We start from the raw sequence: 15,966 nt of genomic DNA on the forward strand, positions 1-15,966 counted from the left end.
TTAGATATAGGGAGGTGGCATTTTTATAATCTACAATGTTTATTCTGAAACATTGCTGGCATCACTTAATGAGAGTTTTAGTTTCTGGAGCCCATTCACAAATGATGTGTTATCAAGTGCTATGAAAATGGCTTGCTATCATAAATGAGTTAGAAGACACACTAGAATGGAAAGTGAATGAATTTCAAACAATAATTAAAATATCACGGACATGTTTACAGGATGCTCTTTCAATGACTTTTGGGCAACAATTCAAAGCAAACCTGATGTTTAATAAAAAGCAAAAGAGGGAATTGTTAAATCTACAACAAGATTGCTTAACTATTGTAATTGGTGCTAGCTACTGCTGTTGGCGGAGGCATCTAAAACTAATTCTACAATTCAAGAAATAGTTATCAAAAAAGGTTTATTAAGCAAAGAATCCGCATATAATCTTTTAAACCCTATTAATTTAGTCAATATAAATATATAAGAGTAGAACTGATAGTAATTTTAAAAGTAAATATATGTTTTTAAGGCGTATTTACTATTAAATGCGACCTTTTCATTACTAGTTAATTATTGATAGGAAATATGTAATTTTAAAAAAATGAAAGGTTTTGAAAATGCAGAATATATTGCTGATTTTATTACTACAACTAATCTATGTGCCTTTTTTAACATTACGCACAATATTCTTAGTTAAAAATGTGACGTTACTTGCAGCGATGTTTGGAATGCTAGAAATGTTAATCTATGTGTTTGGTCTTTCGCTTGTATTTAATGGGGATCAAAGTATTTTAGCAATGATTGTTTATGCAGTTGGTTTTGGTTTGGGCATTTTTGTTGGGGCAAAAATCGAACGCAAACTTGCAATTGGCTATGTCTATACGACAATCAATACACAAAATAAAAACGAAGACCTAGTTAAATTGTTACGTAATGAAGGTTTTGCAGTAACGATTTACGTTGGAGAGGGCAGAGACAGTAATCGTTATAAATATGAAATTTTGACGAAGCGAAATCGCGAGGTAGAGCTGTTTCAATTAGTAGAACAACTTGAACCGAATGCATTTATTATTTCATACGAGCCGAAATCATTTAAAGGCGGTTTTCTGCTCGACAGAGTTAGAGCCAAAATTAAATAAGTTTCCCTATTTGGGCGGGCTAAGTACAATAATTTATAACAGTCTCATACTAGATAATGACCTCTGTCGTGTAGACAGAGGTTAAAAAATTTCACAGGACATTTATGTACATGATAACGAATTACCGTTCCATTTAAATCTTAGCAAAATCATATCGTGAAAGAGTCTTGATGTTATTTTGGTTGAATTTGCTAAAGGTTGTGCAACGTATATACATAGTAGCCATTCTCAGGTCTGTCGTACTCACCTTAATTTCTTTCATTACTTCTTTTCAAACTGCTCTGGTGAAAAAGGTTTCTTTCCATGATCCACTCGGTCTTGATTCCGCTCTTCTTGACGTTTCGCCTCAGCGCGCGTTTTCTTGCGCACGATTTTCTTTTCTATTTTCTGCTTGTTCGCACTAGCTTTCACATGTATCGAATCAATAAAGACATGGTCAGCGCTCCATAATCCTTGATGGTAATTTCATTTAAGATGCGATAGAAAATGTGTTCAAATATAGCTGAGTCTTGAAATCGACGTTCTTTGTTACCGATAGACGTACACTAGTTGATTGGAGTGCAGGCGGCGACTTCTGCGGGAACAGTTTGTTTTCAGTCTTTTTTCTTTTCAAATAGAAGACTCTATATGAATCCGTTATTTTCCGCTATGGTGGACGCTTTTCGCCGGCATGGCTTCAGTCTCCTCATCGCTACGCCAGTTCATGCTAAAATGAGCTGTTTTGTTTCATTCACTCCGAAACTGTTACTAGATCTTCAAATTTCTCTTCTACCCAAGTTTTGAACAGTTCATAGTCTGCATAAACGATTTCCTTGTAGCGCATTGCTTGTAAAATAGTACTTTCAATAAAGACGTTGCGCTCTTTACCGATAGCGTTTAAAATTTCATGCTCACTATGGTAGGTAAAAACATCGGAATAATCGATATCAGCCCGTGCGTGAATTTTTGCTGCGATACGCCCCATAGTCGATGTTGTGACAAAATAATCCTCTAGGTCTTTGTAATTTTTAGGCTTGACCTTTTTCTTATAAGGTGAGCGCTCACGAATATAATATTCTTGCCCATCGATCGTAACATAAGCTAAATGGGGGTCCTCTAGGTGATGCATGGCCTTTTGGGTACCGACAACACGTGCACCTTGATGCTCATACTTTGCCCAGAATGCCTCATTGTACGGCATGAAGTAAGCAGGAATCGCCGTACGTACTTCCTTCATTTCAAGCACTAAATCTTCTACTCCTAGAGCGTCTGTCTCACCATCTACCAAAATATAATAGCGTTTTAAACCAATGGATGCAGTCCCTGAGCCATGTTTAATGGCGATATCTTTAATCACATAGTTTGATAGCACATTAGAAATCGCAGAATGTTCATCTTCAGATACAGGCTGCACCTCTTCATTCCAGAGGAAAACACGCTGTCCGTCATCGTTAATGCTCGTTATATCCTGTAAAAAATGAGACCGTTGACGGTTCTCAAGCTTTTTTAAGACCTTTTTGATTGGTCCCTTAGTGTTGTCCTTTGTAAATGTCAGTGTTAGAGGATCGTCTTGTTTACGCTGGAATCGTTTTAATTGATCCATATAGCCTTGTAGAAAATGATGCATGGACATTTTTTGAGCCGCAATATGTAAGCCTTGCTCCTCGAGATATAGGGCAATACTAACGCTCATACGAACAACATCGTATAAATAAGAGCCAACATAGCCCTCATCAAAATCGTTGACATCAAAAACGATAGCCCCTGTTTCATTTTGGAACGCACCAAAGTTGTCCAGATGCATATCACCTTGAATCCACGTGGGCCTCACATCGGCTGTATGGAAGATGGACGGCATTTTCGTGACATCAAAATAAAATAAATAGGCACTTCCTCGGAAAAAACGAAATGGACTTTCTCGCATTTTACGATATTTCTCTAAACGTTGTTCCTCATTTAGTCCCATACGTTGAACATCAAACTCTTCAAATATTGTTTCTAGTTGTTCTTTTCGTAAAAATATCCGTGTGTGCTTTACTTGCTCAAGTAGGGCATGCTCCATCAAGATTCCTCTTTTCATAATATTGGTATTTTACAGTATTATACGTGCCATTATAGACGAAAGTTTCGTTGGATTAAAAGTTATTTTTGTATGTAGTAAAGTCTAAAACATGTTCAATTCCATTCTTTCATAATATAGTACATGCTCAGTGCTCGGAGGGAGGTTGTATGCTTTTTTTAAAGAAGGGCTTGGTCATCATTATCGGTAGTATTTCTTTATCGTTAGGAATCAATTTATTCTTAACCCCTTATGAAATCTTAGATGGAGGAGTTGTGGGATTAGCTTTAATTTTACACTATTTATATAAACTAAAAATTGGCTTGATGATTATCATTTTAAGTATTCCAATTTTTATCATTGCTTGGTTTAAATATAGGTCTTACTTCTATAATAGTGTGCACGGATTAATCTGCTCTTCTTTTATCATTGATTTGTTAAAGCCTGTTCGAAACCTGATTGAAATCGATGCAGTCTATAGTGCGATTTTAGGAGGGATTCTTGTTGGTTTTGGTATTGGCTTGATGCTCCGATTTCAGACAAGCACTGGTGGAACTGATCTTATAGCTCAGTTTCTATGCGATAAAACAGGCATCAATGTTGGCGTACTCATCTTCTTTATCGATTCAATTGTTATTGTATTTGGGGGGCTCCTTTTGTCCTCTAGTACATTATTACTTTCTATTATTACTGTTCTAGTAGTTGGGATTACCACGAGTATTGTTACGAGCAATAATCATCACTAGGGACTAAAAAATAGCTTCAGCAAGCTGAAACTATTTTACATCGACGTAGAAAAGTGCATTTGATTATTACCGAGAACTGTTTATCATACGCTTTTTTGGATAGGCGGGTTTAATCTCTGCGATTAGAATCGCTAGTAAAATGAGTGCTGCGCCAACAATCATACGACCGGTTAACACTTCATGTAAAAATAATACCGATAATACCATACCGAAAAATGATTCGGTCGAAAGAATAATGGCTGCCTTTGTAGCGGTGGTATATTGATTTGCCACATTTTGAAAAAGGTAAGCAATCGTAGTTGAAAAAATGGCTAAATAGACAATTGAATAGATGGCTTCTTTTTCAAGTGTTGCTGGTATTTCACCTGTACTGATTACCACCAAAATTCCTATGAACGATGCTGTTATGAATTGAATAATTGTGAGTGCAATGGCATCTTCCTTTTGAACGAAAAGATTTGTACAAAAAATATCAAAAGCAAAGGCAACTGCGCATGCTAGTGATAAAATGTCGCCGATATTCATGGTCATAGATCCTTGTAATGACAAACAACCTATCCCTACGACAGCCATAATTGAGCCAATTATTTCATAGCCATCAATACGTCGTTTATAAACTGCATAGGCAATGATAGGTACAATGATGACGTTAACAGCGGTTAAAAAGGCATTTTTAGAGGGTGTTGTATATTGTAAACCAACTGTTTGAAGAGAAAAGGCAATATACAATATGGTGCCTAATAGAACGCCTTTCCATATAACTGATTTTGTAGCCTTTTTTAATCTGTATCCAAATAAAACCGTGAGTATAATCGAAGCTAATAAGAATCTTCCTGCCATCACTTGATACGCTGTTAAATATTCTAACGCAATGGCAGTAATGACAAATCCACTTCCCCAAACAATTGCAGTAATAAGTAGCATACCATCAGCTATGTAGTGTTTCATCTTTCTTCCTCCTGACTTAAATAAGAATAGCATGTGAAGAAAGAAAATAATTTGACTGTAATTCTAAACATTCAGGCGTTTTTTTGTACTTATTCCAAAGCTACCGTTCATTCTTCAACCTTGCTATGTAGTAAGTACAATTTAACGGCTGTCGATAAGCGTTCATAAAAAACATAATCATTTTCTAATGGTGCTATTAACTGACGTATTTTCGTCATGCGATAGCGAATGGTGTTTGGATGACAGTAGTGTGCAACGGCTACTTCTTTAATGTTGCCTTTTTTAATAACAAAGGTTATAGCTGTGTTCAATAAATCAGGGTCTACCTTACTTTCTAGTAGGGGGCCTAAGTAATTGCTTACATAATTTATAACAAAGGGTGTGTCCTTACGATACAATTCAATAAGCAGACAATCAGAAGCGAGATTTTTGTAATGACAAGTAGGAGTCATTTCAATTTCTGCCATCATACGAGAAAAGAAGGCTTCTCGAACGGCAAGATGAAGTTCTGTTTGTGTTACGTGAACGTCACTATAACCTATGGTGATACCCTCTGTTGAAATATCATACATTGTAAGCCATTCGTTCAGTAGTTTTTCAAATTGAAGCTGCTGAGAGTGATTGGTCATTAGGATAAAAATACTTTTTTTACAAGTACATACAATGCCAGATTTCAATAGGGGCTCTAAGTTAAAAAAAGGTTGCATCCATTGATTATTTGCCGTTTGCTTCATTTGAATATTTGCTACGAACACATACTTTTCAAAAGCTTTATTCATTTGTTGTAGAAAGGATTTTATTTGTTCGTCGGAGACATCTTCGTCAATTAGACGCCTCATAATTGTTGCTATAAAGAATGTATAATCTTGTGTTTTTGCATAGGCCATTGTTTCTAAAATGATTTTTTCAAAAAATTCATCTCCACCAAACCGTAATATCGGGAAATGATGTTCTTCTGCCAAAGCTAGTACTTCACCGGGCAAATCTTTATAAATAACGGGTTTATAGGCTAAAGCACTAGCTTCTAGTTGGATCAGACTTTTAACCGCATTCAATAAATATTCTGGCTCTTGTTTTGCAAATAATAAACTGCTTAGAACAACGCTATTAGGTGTGAAAATCGTTTCTCTAACAGTTTGAATATCAGGTGAAAATTCAAAATCTAGAATTTCAACGTTTTGGACAGGTTTATGTAATCCATTGCTACCAGCAATAACTGTAAAATCCTTTGTAATAGGTAGTTGCAAAAAGTTTTTTACGTTCATTAGAGGATCTAGCAACCTTTCTGGTAATTGATTTGAGTTAAATAGTTTATATACTTATTATAAAATCTATTATCACTTAAATACTATGTTATATTTTTAATTCTCTAATTAATGAATTTTTTCATCTCGATGACCATTGGTAGGGATTACTAGAACTTTCCTTACAGTGAAATAAATAACCGCCCACGAATGGACGGCTACGTAGTATCTACTATTTAAATGTTAGCGAATATATTAGGCTTTCTGTTTTTCTTGGGGTTCGTTTGTTCAATTGCATAACCAACGTTCAGGATACGGCCTTCTTTAAAGGCTGGTCCAATGATTTGTAGACCAACAGGCAAGTTCCCTTTGAAACCACAAGGAACAGAGAGAGCCGGTAAACCTGTTAAGTTACTTGGGCCAGTAAAACGAATTATATTGTCAATTAAATCTACTTTTTCGCCATTTAGTTCGGCAAAATCATCACCGATACTACTAGCTACAACAGGCAATGTTGGGGTAATCATGACATCAACCTGATTGAAAATTTGAGTGAATTCTTGCTTGATTTGTCTACGTACCTGTTGAGCCTGTAAATAATCAACAGCAGACGGTAATTCACCAAGTTCAAATAAAAGACGGATATCATCCCCGAAATCTTGTGGTCTCTTCAGTAAGTCTGAGTGATGGATAGCAGCTGCCTCCGAAAGGGAAGTAATGAGCTCAGCCCATTCGGCATATTGTAAGGATGGGATTTTTACAACCTCAACCCTTGCTCCTTGGTCAACTAAACTTTGAATGCTTGTACGAACAGCACGATCTACATCTGAATCTACACGATTAAAGAAATAATCCTCATTAACACCGATGACTAAATCTTTAACATTGCCTGTAAGCTGTTGTACATAATTATCAGTCGGTACATCAACGCATGTTGGGTCGCGATGATCAAAGCCTGAAATAATCTCGAGCATACCCGCAGCGTCTTTAACAGTCTTTGTCATTGGACCAATGTGATCTAAACTCCAAGCAAGCGGGTAACAGCCGTATTTACTAACACGACCGTGAGTAGGCTTTAAGCCAACAATTCCACATGCGGATGAAGGGATTCGAATCGAACCTGCTGTATCTGTACCTAATGAAGCTACGCTAGCTCCTGCCGCAACAGCCGCGCCAGAGCCTCCACTAGATCCACCAGGAATTTTATCTAAATCCCACGGGTTCCGTACAGGTCCGTAATGAGGATTATTATTTGTAATACCCCAAGCATACTCATGCATACTCAATTTTCCTGTGAAAATGACACCCGCATCACGGAGCTTTTCCACAACAGTCGCATCATAATGTGACACAAAATCCTTATGAATTTTCGAGGACATCGTTGTTATTTTATCTTTAAAGTATAGATTGTCTTTTAATGCCATTGGAATGCCATGGTACATGCCTCGATATTGGCCATTTAAAATTTCTTTTTCTGCCTCTTTAGCATTAGCTAAAGCTTCATCGTGATAAAAAGCCATGTAAGCATTAATCTTTGGCTGGCTTTCCTCAGCAAAATGTAAAATTGCCTTCGTCAGTTCGACGGGAGAGAGGGTTTTATTTTCAATTAAGGGTGCCAATTCTTCTACAGATTTCAAATGTAAATCAGTTGTCAATATGGTCACCTCCAGGTATGTTGCGAATAGCGATATCCGCGTCATCAATAGCAATGCCCTCTAAATTGCTGCGAAGTGATTGCATGCCTTCCCATCGTGTTTTAAGTAGCTCAAGGTGTTCAGATTTTGCTTCAATTCCTTTGTTCTCCAATAGTTGTTGAATAGACAAACTCATTAACATGATCCTCCCTTGATAATAATTTTTCCCGCTTTAACGGTCAGTAAGACGTCCACCATGAGAACGAGTAAACGAGGTGGTCGATCAACTGACCGTAAAAGCCCGATTGGTTCAACTACCAATCAGTGGGGATGAAGAAACCCCCACTGATTGAAGTTTCACTTTATCCCGCTTTAACGGTCAGTAAGGCGCCCACCTAAAATGACGGTGGTTGATCAACTGACCGTAAAAGCCCGATTGGTTCAACTACCAATCAGTGGTTTGAAGAAACCCCCACTGATTGAAATTTCACTTTATCTAAATAGGTTTACCCTATAAAGAACAAAATTGATGAACTATTCATGTTTTACTAGATGAAACACATATTCTTATAAAAGGTAATAAAATACTATTATTACAAGCATACACTATCCGCAAATTATATCAAATAAATAGAATGTCATAGAATGTATTTTATGTAAATTTTACTATGTATGAGGGGAGCGGATGGATTATTTTTATTGTAGCGACTGCAATGCCTTGCTTTGTTAGCAGTATGGTCACTAGCTCTTTTTACATACTATTCACAGTACGTTTACAATGAAAGCGTACAATAGCTATTAATAACCAATGTAAGAGGTGCCAGAATGGAGTCTGTTGTGAGACAAAGCATAAGAACAAGCAATTTATATTCTTATATAAAGTATTTATATGGCCAGCATCAAAATAATGCTTTATATATGAAACGATTAAAAGCATTGAAAAAGATTATCCAGAACAAGGATTTACATACGTATTTTCAACCTATTGTCGATTTACAAACAAAGCAAACGATGGGATTCGAGGCGTTAAATCGACCAGAGACTTCGGATTTGTTTAGCAGTGTCGACCAGTTTTATGAGTTTGTTGGACAAACAGACTGTGTTTTTTTATTTGAATGCTTTTGTCGTAATTTCTCATTACAGCGTTTCAAGGAACGATTGCATGGCGATATGATGGACAAAGATTTTATGATTTTCCTTAATATTCATCCAAATGTATTACTCGATAAAAAGTATCATAGTGGTGAAACATTTCAATTATTAAAGGAGCTTGGCATAAAACCGCAACAGGTTGTTTTTGAGTTGACGGAGCGTAGCGCAGTAATAGATTTCGTAGAATTTGAACGTGTATTATCAAATTACCGTTCACAGGGCTATCGAATTGCGGTGGATGATATGGGCTCTGGCTACAATAGCTTAAAAACGCTTATTTATTTAAAGCCAGAATTCATCAAGCTGGATCGTTCGCTAATTCATTTTATCGATAAGAACAGCGAACAGCAGCAGCTTGTCACATTGTTAATGAAGTATGCTGTACAAGCTGAAACAAAAATTATTGCAGAGGGCATTGAACGTCAAGAGGAGCTCGAATATTTACATCAAATGGGCATCCATTATGCACAAGGATACGCGATAGGGAAGCCCGCAAAGGACATACATTTGGGGAAAATAAGGGTGGGTGACCATGAAAATAGGGGAAGTCATAGAGAACGTTCCTTGTATTGATGAATATGTGAAAAATAAAGAGGTAGATTTGCTTTTTACAAGTAATCCGTCGTTGCGTAGTGTTGTGGTAGTGCAGGAAGGTAGACCAATTGGACATATTACACGCACACATTTCTATCAAAAAATTGGGACACGTTATGGCTATAATTTATTTATGGGTCGGCAAAATCAGCTAATTATTAAAGATGATCCACTAATTGTCGACCGTTTTACACCTATTACGGAAGTAAGTACAGAAGCGATGCGCCGACGAGCAGAAGATTTATATGACGATGTGATTGTGACAAAAGACGATTATTTCTTTGGTGTTGTCAGTATTCGAGAACTATTATTAAAGTTGGTAGAAACACAGGTAGCCATAGCAAGTTTTTTAAATCCCCTTAGTAGTTTACCTGGCAATAAATTAATTGATGACAAGTTAGAAGAGACTTTGCATTTTCAGCAATACAGCCTCATTTATTTTGATTTAGATCATTTTAAATCCTATAATGACACCTATGGTTTTAATAAGGGCGATAAAGTTCTGTGTTATTTGACGGATATCTTGAAAAAGAATATTGCAGGAGTAAACGATTTTCTAGGGCATATTGGCGGCGATGATTTTGTGGCCATTCTACCACATTATGAGGTGAAGGCGATTTGTCAAAGGATAATCGACGAATTTGATTCGCAAATTTTAGGATTTTACGACCTTGAAGATATTGTACAGTTACAAATTCCAAATAGATTAGGTAAACTAGAGCCTTTCACTTGTACTTCACTTTCTATTGCAATCATTACAAATGAACATCGGCAATTTGATTCCGTTGAACAATTATCAGATGCAGTCACACGCATAAAAAAAGAATGTAAGAAAATCTCAGGAAGCTGTTATCTTATCAATGAACAAGAAGCCTACCTCATCCATTAAAAGAGGTAGGTTTCTTGTTTTGTACTAAGCATAAAAAAGTTGAGTTGATTTTATAAAAAATCTCGTGGAATTAGTAAGCACTCCAGTCAGCATCAGCAGCTATTGCTACACCGTAGATGAGTCCAGAATCCTCAGAAGCCAGGAATAGTGCAATATTGGCGATATCTGAATCTTGTCCTGCTTTTGGCATTAAGGTTACGCCACACAGGTTGCTCCATTCCGAACGGATCTACCTTGTCATCGTTGCTGTGAGGCCTGTTGCTACGTGACCTGGCGCAACGGCATAGCAACGAATATTTTGTGGGCTGTAGTGAGAGGCGATATTTTTTGCCATGCCAACAACAGCATGTTTAGCAGTATTATAGGCTAGGCAGCACGTTCACCTGTTAAACCAGCGATTGATGGCCGTATTGACAATCATTTCGCCACCATTTTCCATAAACACTGGTAAGGCTTGGCGAATAGCACGCATCAACCCTGTAACGTTTGTCCATAATGCATTGCCAGACCATATCGTCCGCATTTGTAGCTACGTGTATATTGTCACCAACTCCTGCATTTTTGACTAAAATATCTATACGACCAAAATGAGCAACTGCATCCACCATCATTTTTGCACATCTTTTTCTGTAGCTACGTTACTTTCACACCAAAAGCTTCATAACCAGCTTCGATAATTTCAGCAACCTTTGTAAGTACTTTCATTGAAATCTGCAATGACAACTTTTGCACCTTCTTGTGCATATTTACGTGCGATTTCTTTGCCGATACCTTCACCACTATCTGAAATAATAGCTACTTTATGTTGTAATTTCCCCATGAAATTCTTCACTGGAAAAAAGTTTAGCATTAGTAAATTCATTGTATGGCGTTTTAAGGGCATAATCAAAGAAAAGAACGCCTACCAATGCGGGAATTTATTAAACTGAATAAAACATACTTGATTAATAGGTATTGTCGGTATATAATTCGATTTACAATATAATAAAACATCTTAGGGGGCTTTCAATTGTCAACTTTACAAGTCATTCTCAACGTAGCCATATTGCTTGTGTTCGTTGGAATTTTATATGTCATGAATAAAAAACACGTAAAATTTTCAAATCGTGTTTTTGCAGGTCTAGGCTTGGGTATCGCACTCGGTCTTGGACTTCAATTATTTTACGGTATTGATTCGCAAGTTTTAGCCGAAACAACACCGTGGTACAGCATCATTGGTACCGGTTATGTAAAATTGCTTCAAATGGTCGCGATGCCATTAATATTCATCTCCATTTTAATTGCCTTTACGAAAATGACTATTGGCAAAAACTTTGGGAAAATGGCAGCACTTATTTTAGCCATTTTAATTGGTACAACAGCTGTTTCAGCGGGCGTTGGTATTCTATCAGCAACCATTTTTGATCTTGATGCAACACAAATTATGCACGGTGATGCTGAAACTGAACGTGGTGCATATCTGGAAGAAAAAACAAGTGGCATGACAGCACCCGATTTACCAACACAAATTATTGAATTGTTCCCAGCGAACCCATTCCTTGATTTAACTGGTGCTCGTTCAACATCGACGATTGCTGTTGTTATATTCGCAGCATTCTTAGGTTTCGCCTATTTACGTGTAGCACGTAAAGATGAAGCAACAGGCGCTACGATTAAAAAAGGACTAGATGCAATCTATGCACTTATTATGGGTGTCGTAACAATTGTTTTACGCTTAACACCATATGGTATTTTAGCTATCATGGCTCGTACAGTTGCAACATCAGATTTCGGTGCAATTTACAATATGGGTAAATTTGTAATTGCATCTTATGTAGCATTAATCATTATGTTACTTGTACATTTACTAATCATTTCGTTAAGTGGCTTAAATCCATTTACGTATTTAAAAAAATCAGCGGAAACATTATTATTCGCCTTCACTTCTCGTTCAAGTGCGGGTGCGTTACCGATGAATATTAAAACGCAAACAGGGCGACTTGGTGTACCAGAAGGTATTGCAAACTTCTCAGGTTCGTTTGGATTATCGATTGGTCAAAATGGCTGTGCTGGTGTTTATCCAGCTATGCTTGCGATTATGATCGCTCCAACAGTCGGCATTAATCCGCTAGATCCTGTGTTTATCATTACTGTAATTGCAGTAGTAGCAGTCAGTTCGTTTGGTGTAGCTGGTGTCGGTGGTGGGGCAACATTCGCAGCCATCCTAGTATTATCAGCACTTGATTTACCAATAGCACTTGCGGGAATCCTAATCTCAGTGGAGCCTTTAATTGATATGGGGCGAACTGCACTTAATGTAAGTGGTTCGATGACAGCAGGTGTTGCAACCGCACGTGTTACAAAAGAGTTAGATACAGAAGTTTATAATAATAAAGCTGTTAGCGCACAGGTAGCAGATCTTTAAGACATAAAGAGTTACTTCTCCATTTTTTCTGGAGAGTAGCTCTTTTTATTTGTATATAATTACAATAAAAAGTAAATTGAACCTTTTTTGTGTTCAATGCATAGTTTCTATGAATACAAAAAGGGGGGATTTTTAGTGGAGAATATTTATCGTGAAAAAGCAACGATGTTAGTGAAAAACAAAAGCGAGCAGATTATTACTTTTGAAATTAGAGGAAATGTCCAAAGGGAAGAAATTATTCGCCTTGCAGTGTCATATGTTGAAAATTAGATTAGAGATATAAATTTAATAATTTGTTAAACAAATGAGGGTTATCTTTAAGTTCGTTGCAAAACAACTTTTGAAGGTAACCCTTTTAACTTGTCATCATAACGACATTGTGAGCGAGCGTTGATTTATGCGTGAAATTCTGAAAAAATATTTTAAAATTTATGTTGTTATTTATCATTTTATTTTATAGTATTAATTTACAGAAAATTTCGAATTAAATCCATGAGGTGCTAATATGATTCATGCATACATGAATAGTTTAGTTGCGGAGAGAAGAATTCCAGGTGGCGTCCTTATCGTACAACAACAAGACAAGCGACTGATGACGCAAAGCTTTGGAAACTATAATGCTGCAGATTTAACGATACAAAATGTAACGACCAATACATTGTTTGATTTGGCATCGTTGACGAAAGTCGTGGCGACATTGCCTGCAACTTTGTTATTACTTAGTAGGAATGAAATAAAGCTCACAGATACAGTACAAAATTTTTTGCCAGAGTTTAAATTTCCAACAGTAAAAATTCAGCATCTTTTACAGCATAGCTCAGGATTAGCAGCTGATTTAATTCCGCCAGTAAGAAGACACCATCAAAGGGATGTCATGAAGGAAGTATTATCATCCGGTATAAAGGGCCATCCGGGCAAGCAAGTGTTATATAGTGATTTAGGGATGATTTTATTAGGGAAAATCATCGAACGGGTTACCTGCCAATCTCTTGATTATTTCGTAGAAAGAGAAATTAGTAAGCCGTGGGGGATGCATTATACACAATATAAACTAGTAAAAGAGCAACAAAAGCGAGCAGCTTCGACAGAAATGAATGCAGGTAAATTTGTACAGGGGATTGTACATGATGAAAAGGCACTGCAACTTCAAGAAGTATCCGGCAGTGCAGGTTTATTTTCATGTGCAGAAGATTTAGCGACATATGCACAATATTGGTTAGGTATTACGCAGCAGTCGGTCATACCAAACGATTGGATGACTTTAGCATATACAAAAATAATTGATAACAGAGGGCTTGGCTTTGAAGTTTGGAATGGAAACGATTCTTCATATTGTTTTGGTAGGAGGTGGACTAGGGGGTCTTTTGGTCATACAGGCTTTACGGGCACTAGTGTCTGGATGGATCCGGTGAAAAAAGCCTTCGTCATTTTATTAACAAACGCTGTTCATTATGGGAGAGACACTGGTTTTATGGAGATTAGAGAAAAAATTCATACGAAGATTTTTGAAGAACTAATTACATGAAAGGTGGATGACGGTTATGAAAGAGACGAACAGATGGTTATTTATGATTTTTTTGTTACTAGTAGCGGCCTTAGTAGGCTGTTCTTCAAGTGAAAAATCAGCCAAAGAAACAGTGCCTGTTACAAATACGGATGACGATACAGTCGAAGAGGTTTCGTTAACAATTGGTAGTTGGCGGACAGAGGATGTTGCCAAATACGAAAAAGTTATTGCCCTGTTCAATGAAAAACATCCTGAAATTAAAGTTTCTTTTAACCCAACAAAAAATACCGAATACAATACAGTGCTTAATACAGCATTACAGGCAGGGGAAGGGCCAGATATTTTCCACTTACGTCCATACGCAGCGGGTTTAAAGCTAGCTGAGGCGGGCTTCGTTGAAAAAATTAACGATTTGCAGGGTTTAAGCACTTATCCAGAAGAGGCATTAATTGCTTCAAAAGATGCGGATGGCAATCAATATGGCGTCCCGATTAATTTGAGTTCTACACAGTTCTTCTACAACAAAAAGATTTTTGCAGATAATGGGCTTGAAGTACCAAAAACTTGGGATGAATTTATTGAATTGAATGATACATTACTAGAAAAGGGCATTACACCGATTGCAATGGGAACGAAGGAAAGTTGGTTATTATCTCTTCTACACGGTATTGTAGGGCCTGCTATCTATGAAGGGAATGATTTTTACAAGGCGGTGCTTGCAGGTGAAAAGGATTTTACTGATCCAGCCTTTATAGAATCCATTCAAGTAATGAATGATTTGAAAAAATATTTTCCTGCAAATTCAGAGGGGTTAGGTATGGATGATATTCGCACCCTCTTTGCGCTGGAAGAAGCAGCAATGTTTCCTTTAGGTAGCTGGGAGATTCCTGTCGTGTTAGAAATGAATCCAGATTTAGATTTCGGTTACTTCCCGATGCCATCAAAAGCGGGTAACAAAACTGTGACTACATGGGTGGATGGTTCATTTGCAATTAATGCAAAATCTAAAAATAAAGAGGCTGCTAAAGTATTTTTAGCATTTTTAACAACAAAAGAATTTGGTGAGCTATTCGTAAAAGAATTCTCAATGATTAGTGCAATCCCTGGTATTTCATCTGACAACGCATTGTTAAATGATTTAAGTAAATCAACGGAGAGCGAAGCAACGCCATACATGTGGGTAACCAACTTCACTGGTGGAGACCCAACAACAAAGACCGTGCTTGAAACTGAATTACAAGGTATGTATTTAGGTCAAGTGAAGCAAGAAGAGGTTGCGAAAAAAGTGCAGGACAATGCAAAAACTTGGTTCACACCATTCCAAAAATAGAAAAGACTTCAACAACAACTCACCCTTTAACTGGTACTGATAAAACGACTGCCTAATGGGGGGACTCGTCATTAGTATGTCCTGAACGTAAGAGAGTACCAAGTGAAAATGACTTTCTACTAAATAACCTTGATGGCATTATGCCTAAATAAAGTAAGAAATGTATTATAATTTTTTATTTTTAAATTTGGCCCCACTAGTACTTCAGGAGAAGTTGGTGGGGTTTTACCTTCTAGGACTTGAGAGGGGGGTGTTAGATATTGAAAACAGTGACAGTTACGCCTTCAAAAAAGAAGAAAACTTGGGCAAGGTGGACGATACATTTGTTTCCGATACCAGCATTAGTGATATAC

16 protein-coding genes and 2 pseudogenes are annotated in these 15,966 nt (G+C 37.0%); 9 read left to right on the forward strand and 9 right to left on the reverse strand.

What is annotated here, in order from left to right:
- Positions 1-140 precede the first annotated feature (140 nt).
- Positions 141-392, forward strand: coding sequence for a lyase family protein (locus H131_RS23405; RefSeq protein WP_419185157.1), 252 nt, complete (start codon positions 141-143; stop codon positions 390-392).
- 213 nt (positions 393-605) lie between these two features.
- Entirely contained in the window at positions 606-1,127 is a 522-nt protein-coding gene (locus H131_RS03395) for a DUF2179 domain-containing protein (RefSeq protein WP_010857647.1), read from the forward strand.
- A gap of 212 nt (positions 1,128-1,339) precedes the next feature.
- Here the strand turns inward: H131_RS03395 and H131_RS25185 are convergent.
- Both H131_RS25185 and H131_RS03400 read right to left on the reverse strand, forming a co-directional pair.
- Positions 1,340-1,657: pseudogene (locus H131_RS25185) on the reverse strand (IS5/IS1182 family transposase); the annotation flags it as partial.
- A 200-nt stretch (positions 1,658-1,857) separates the two neighbouring features.
- A complete protein-coding gene (locus H131_RS03400) occupies positions 1,858-3,168 on the reverse strand; it encodes a DUF2252 domain-containing protein (RefSeq protein WP_010857648.1) in 1,311 nt (436 codons plus the stop codon).
- Between the two features lie 167 nt (positions 3,169-3,335).
- On the opposite strand from H131_RS03400, the gene H131_RS03405 reads away from it, so the two are divergent.
- Positions 3,336-3,911 carry a YitT family protein gene (locus tag H131_RS03405; protein ID WP_010857649.1) on the forward strand — a complete coding sequence of 192 codons (576 nt, stop codon included), beginning with the start codon at positions 3,336-3,338 and terminating at the stop codon, positions 3,909-3,911.
- 66 nt (positions 3,912-3,977) lie between these two features.
- Here H131_RS03405 and H131_RS03410 read toward each other — a convergent pair whose 3' ends face one another.
- The 4 genes from H131_RS03410 to H131_RS03425 all read right to left on the reverse strand — a co-directional run bounded on the left by H131_RS03410 (position 3,978) and on the right by H131_RS03425 (position 7,933).
- On the reverse strand, positions 3,978-4,859 hold the full coding sequence (locus H131_RS03410) for a DMT family transporter (protein ID WP_010857650.1): 882 nt from the start codon (positions 4,857-4,859) through the stop codon (positions 3,978-3,980).
- 107 nt (positions 4,860-4,966) lie between these two features.
- On the reverse strand, positions 4,967-6,124 hold the full coding sequence (locus tag H131_RS03415) for a PucR family transcriptional regulator (protein WP_010857651.1): 1,158 nt from the start codon (positions 6,122-6,124) through the stop codon (positions 4,967-4,969).
- A gap of 215 nt (positions 6,125-6,339) precedes the next feature.
- Positions 6,340-7,758, reverse strand: a complete 1,419-nt coding sequence (locus H131_RS03420) for an amidase (protein ID WP_010857652.1) — start codon at positions 7,756-7,758, stop codon at positions 6,340-6,342.
- Positions 7,748-7,933: a hypothetical protein gene (locus H131_RS03425; protein WP_010857653.1), complete on the reverse strand. Its 186-nt coding sequence runs from the start codon at positions 7,931-7,933 to the stop codon at positions 7,748-7,750. Before H131_RS03425 ends, H131_RS03420 begins: the two co-directional genes overlap by 11 nt.
- Before the next feature lie 629 nt (positions 7,934-8,562).
- Between H131_RS03425 and H131_RS03430 the strand changes: the two genes are divergently transcribed.
- Complete coding sequence (locus H131_RS03430) at positions 8,563-9,462, forward strand: EAL domain-containing protein (protein WP_010857654.1); 900 nt, start codon at positions 8,563-8,565, stop codon at positions 9,460-9,462.
- The gene (locus H131_RS03435) at positions 9,422-10,372 is read left to right on the forward strand and encodes a GGDEF domain-containing protein (protein WP_010857655.1); all 951 of its coding nucleotides are present in this window, start codon (positions 9,422-9,424) and stop codon (positions 10,370-10,372) included. The genes H131_RS03430 and H131_RS03435 overlap by 41 nt, the downstream gene beginning before the upstream one ends.
- Before the next feature lie 229 nt (positions 10,373-10,601).
- Here the strand turns inward: H131_RS03435 and H131_RS26030 are convergent.
- From H131_RS26030 to H131_RS22975, 3 genes and pseudogenes are all read right to left on the reverse strand, one after another.
- Positions 10,602-10,730, reverse strand: a pseudogene (locus H131_RS26030) (SDR family oxidoreductase); the annotation flags it as partial.
- A 21-nt stretch (positions 10,731-10,751) separates the two neighbouring features.
- The gene (locus H131_RS24195) at positions 10,752-10,895 is read right to left on the reverse strand and encodes a hypothetical protein (protein WP_155242362.1); all 144 of its coding nucleotides are present in this window, start codon (positions 10,893-10,895) and stop codon (positions 10,752-10,754) included.
- Positions 10,896-11,051: 156 nt separating this feature from the next.
- Entirely contained in the window at positions 11,052-11,192 is a 141-nt protein-coding gene (locus H131_RS22975; protein ID WP_155242363.1) for an SDR family NAD(P)-dependent oxidoreductase, read from the reverse strand.
- A 189-nt stretch (positions 11,193-11,381) separates the two neighbouring features.
- On the opposite strand from H131_RS22975, the gene H131_RS03445 reads away from it, so the two are divergent.
- The 4 genes from H131_RS03445 (at position 11,382) to H131_RS03455 (ending at position 15,613) form a co-directional block, all read left to right on the forward strand.
- Positions 11,382-12,776 carry an L-cystine transporter gene (locus H131_RS03445; protein WP_010857659.1) on the forward strand — a complete coding sequence of 465 codons (1,395 nt, stop codon included), beginning with the start codon at positions 11,382-11,384 and terminating at the stop codon, positions 12,774-12,776.
- A gap of 135 nt (positions 12,777-12,911) precedes the next feature.
- Positions 12,912-13,046: a hypothetical protein gene (locus H131_RS25815; protein ID WP_268890957.1), complete on the forward strand. Its 135-nt coding sequence runs from the start codon at positions 12,912-12,914 to the stop codon at positions 13,044-13,046.
- A gap of 235 nt (positions 13,047-13,281) precedes the next feature.
- Entirely contained in the window at positions 13,282-14,301 is a 1,020-nt protein-coding gene (locus tag H131_RS03450; RefSeq protein ID WP_010857660.1) for a serine hydrolase domain-containing protein, read from the forward strand.
- A gap of 16 nt (positions 14,302-14,317) precedes the next feature.
- Complete coding sequence (locus tag H131_RS03455; RefSeq protein WP_010857661.1) at positions 14,318-15,613, forward strand: ABC transporter substrate-binding protein; 1,296 nt, start codon at positions 14,318-14,320, stop codon at positions 15,611-15,613.
- The last annotated feature ends 353 nt before the right edge of the window (positions 15,614-15,966 follow it).

The sequence above is a fragment of the Lysinibacillus sphaericus OT4b.31 genome, from assembly GCF_000392615.1.
GTDB classification, from domain to species: Bacteria; Bacillota; Bacilli; order Bacillales_A; family Planococcaceae; genus Lysinibacillus; species Lysinibacillus sphaericus_B.

What these genes read in the sequence shown, in the direction of transcription:
- H131_RS22975 (WP_155242363.1), bottom strand. Translation starts at nt 11,192, where the DNA reads ATGGGGAAATTACAACATAAAGTAGCTATTATTTCAGATAGTGGTGAA.
- H131_RS03425 (WP_010857653.1), bottom strand. Translation starts at nt 7,933, where the DNA reads ATGAGTTTGTCTATTCAACAACTATTGGAGAACAAAGGAATTGAAGCA.
- H131_RS03415 (WP_010857651.1), bottom strand. Translation starts at nt 6,124, where the DNA reads ATGAACGTAAAAAACTTTTTGCAACTACCTATTACAAAGGATTTTACA.
- H131_RS03435 (WP_010857655.1), top strand. Translation starts at nt 9,422, where the DNA reads ATGAAAATAGGGGAAGTCATAGAGAACGTTCCTTGTATTGATGAATAT.
- H131_RS03395 (WP_010857647.1), top strand. Translation starts at nt 606, where the DNA reads ATGCAGAATATATTGCTGATTTTATTACTACAACTAATCTATGTGCCT.
- H131_RS03455 (WP_010857661.1), top strand. Translation starts at nt 14,318, where the DNA reads ATGAAAGAGACGAACAGATGGTTATTTATGATTTTTTTGTTACTAGTA.
- H131_RS03405 (WP_010857649.1), top strand. Translation starts at nt 3,336, where the DNA reads ATGCTTTTTTTAAAGAAGGGCTTGGTCATCATTATCGGTAGTATTTCT.
- H131_RS03410 (WP_010857650.1), bottom strand. Translation starts at nt 4,859, where the DNA reads ATGAAACACTACATAGCTGATGGTATGCTACTTATTACTGCAATTGTT.
- H131_RS24195 (WP_155242362.1), bottom strand. Translation starts at nt 10,895, where the DNA reads ATGCGGACGATATGGTCTGGCAATGCATTATGGACAAACGTTACAGGG.
- H131_RS03400 (WP_010857648.1), bottom strand. Translation starts at nt 3,168, where the DNA reads ATGGAGCATGCCCTACTTGAGCAAGTAAAGCACACACGGATATTTTTA.
- H131_RS03450 (WP_010857660.1), top strand. Translation starts at nt 13,282, where the DNA reads ATGATTCATGCATACATGAATAGTTTAGTTGCGGAGAGAAGAATTCCA.
- H131_RS03430 (WP_010857654.1), top strand. Translation starts at nt 8,563, where the DNA reads ATGGAGTCTGTTGTGAGACAAAGCATAAGAACAAGCAATTTATATTCT.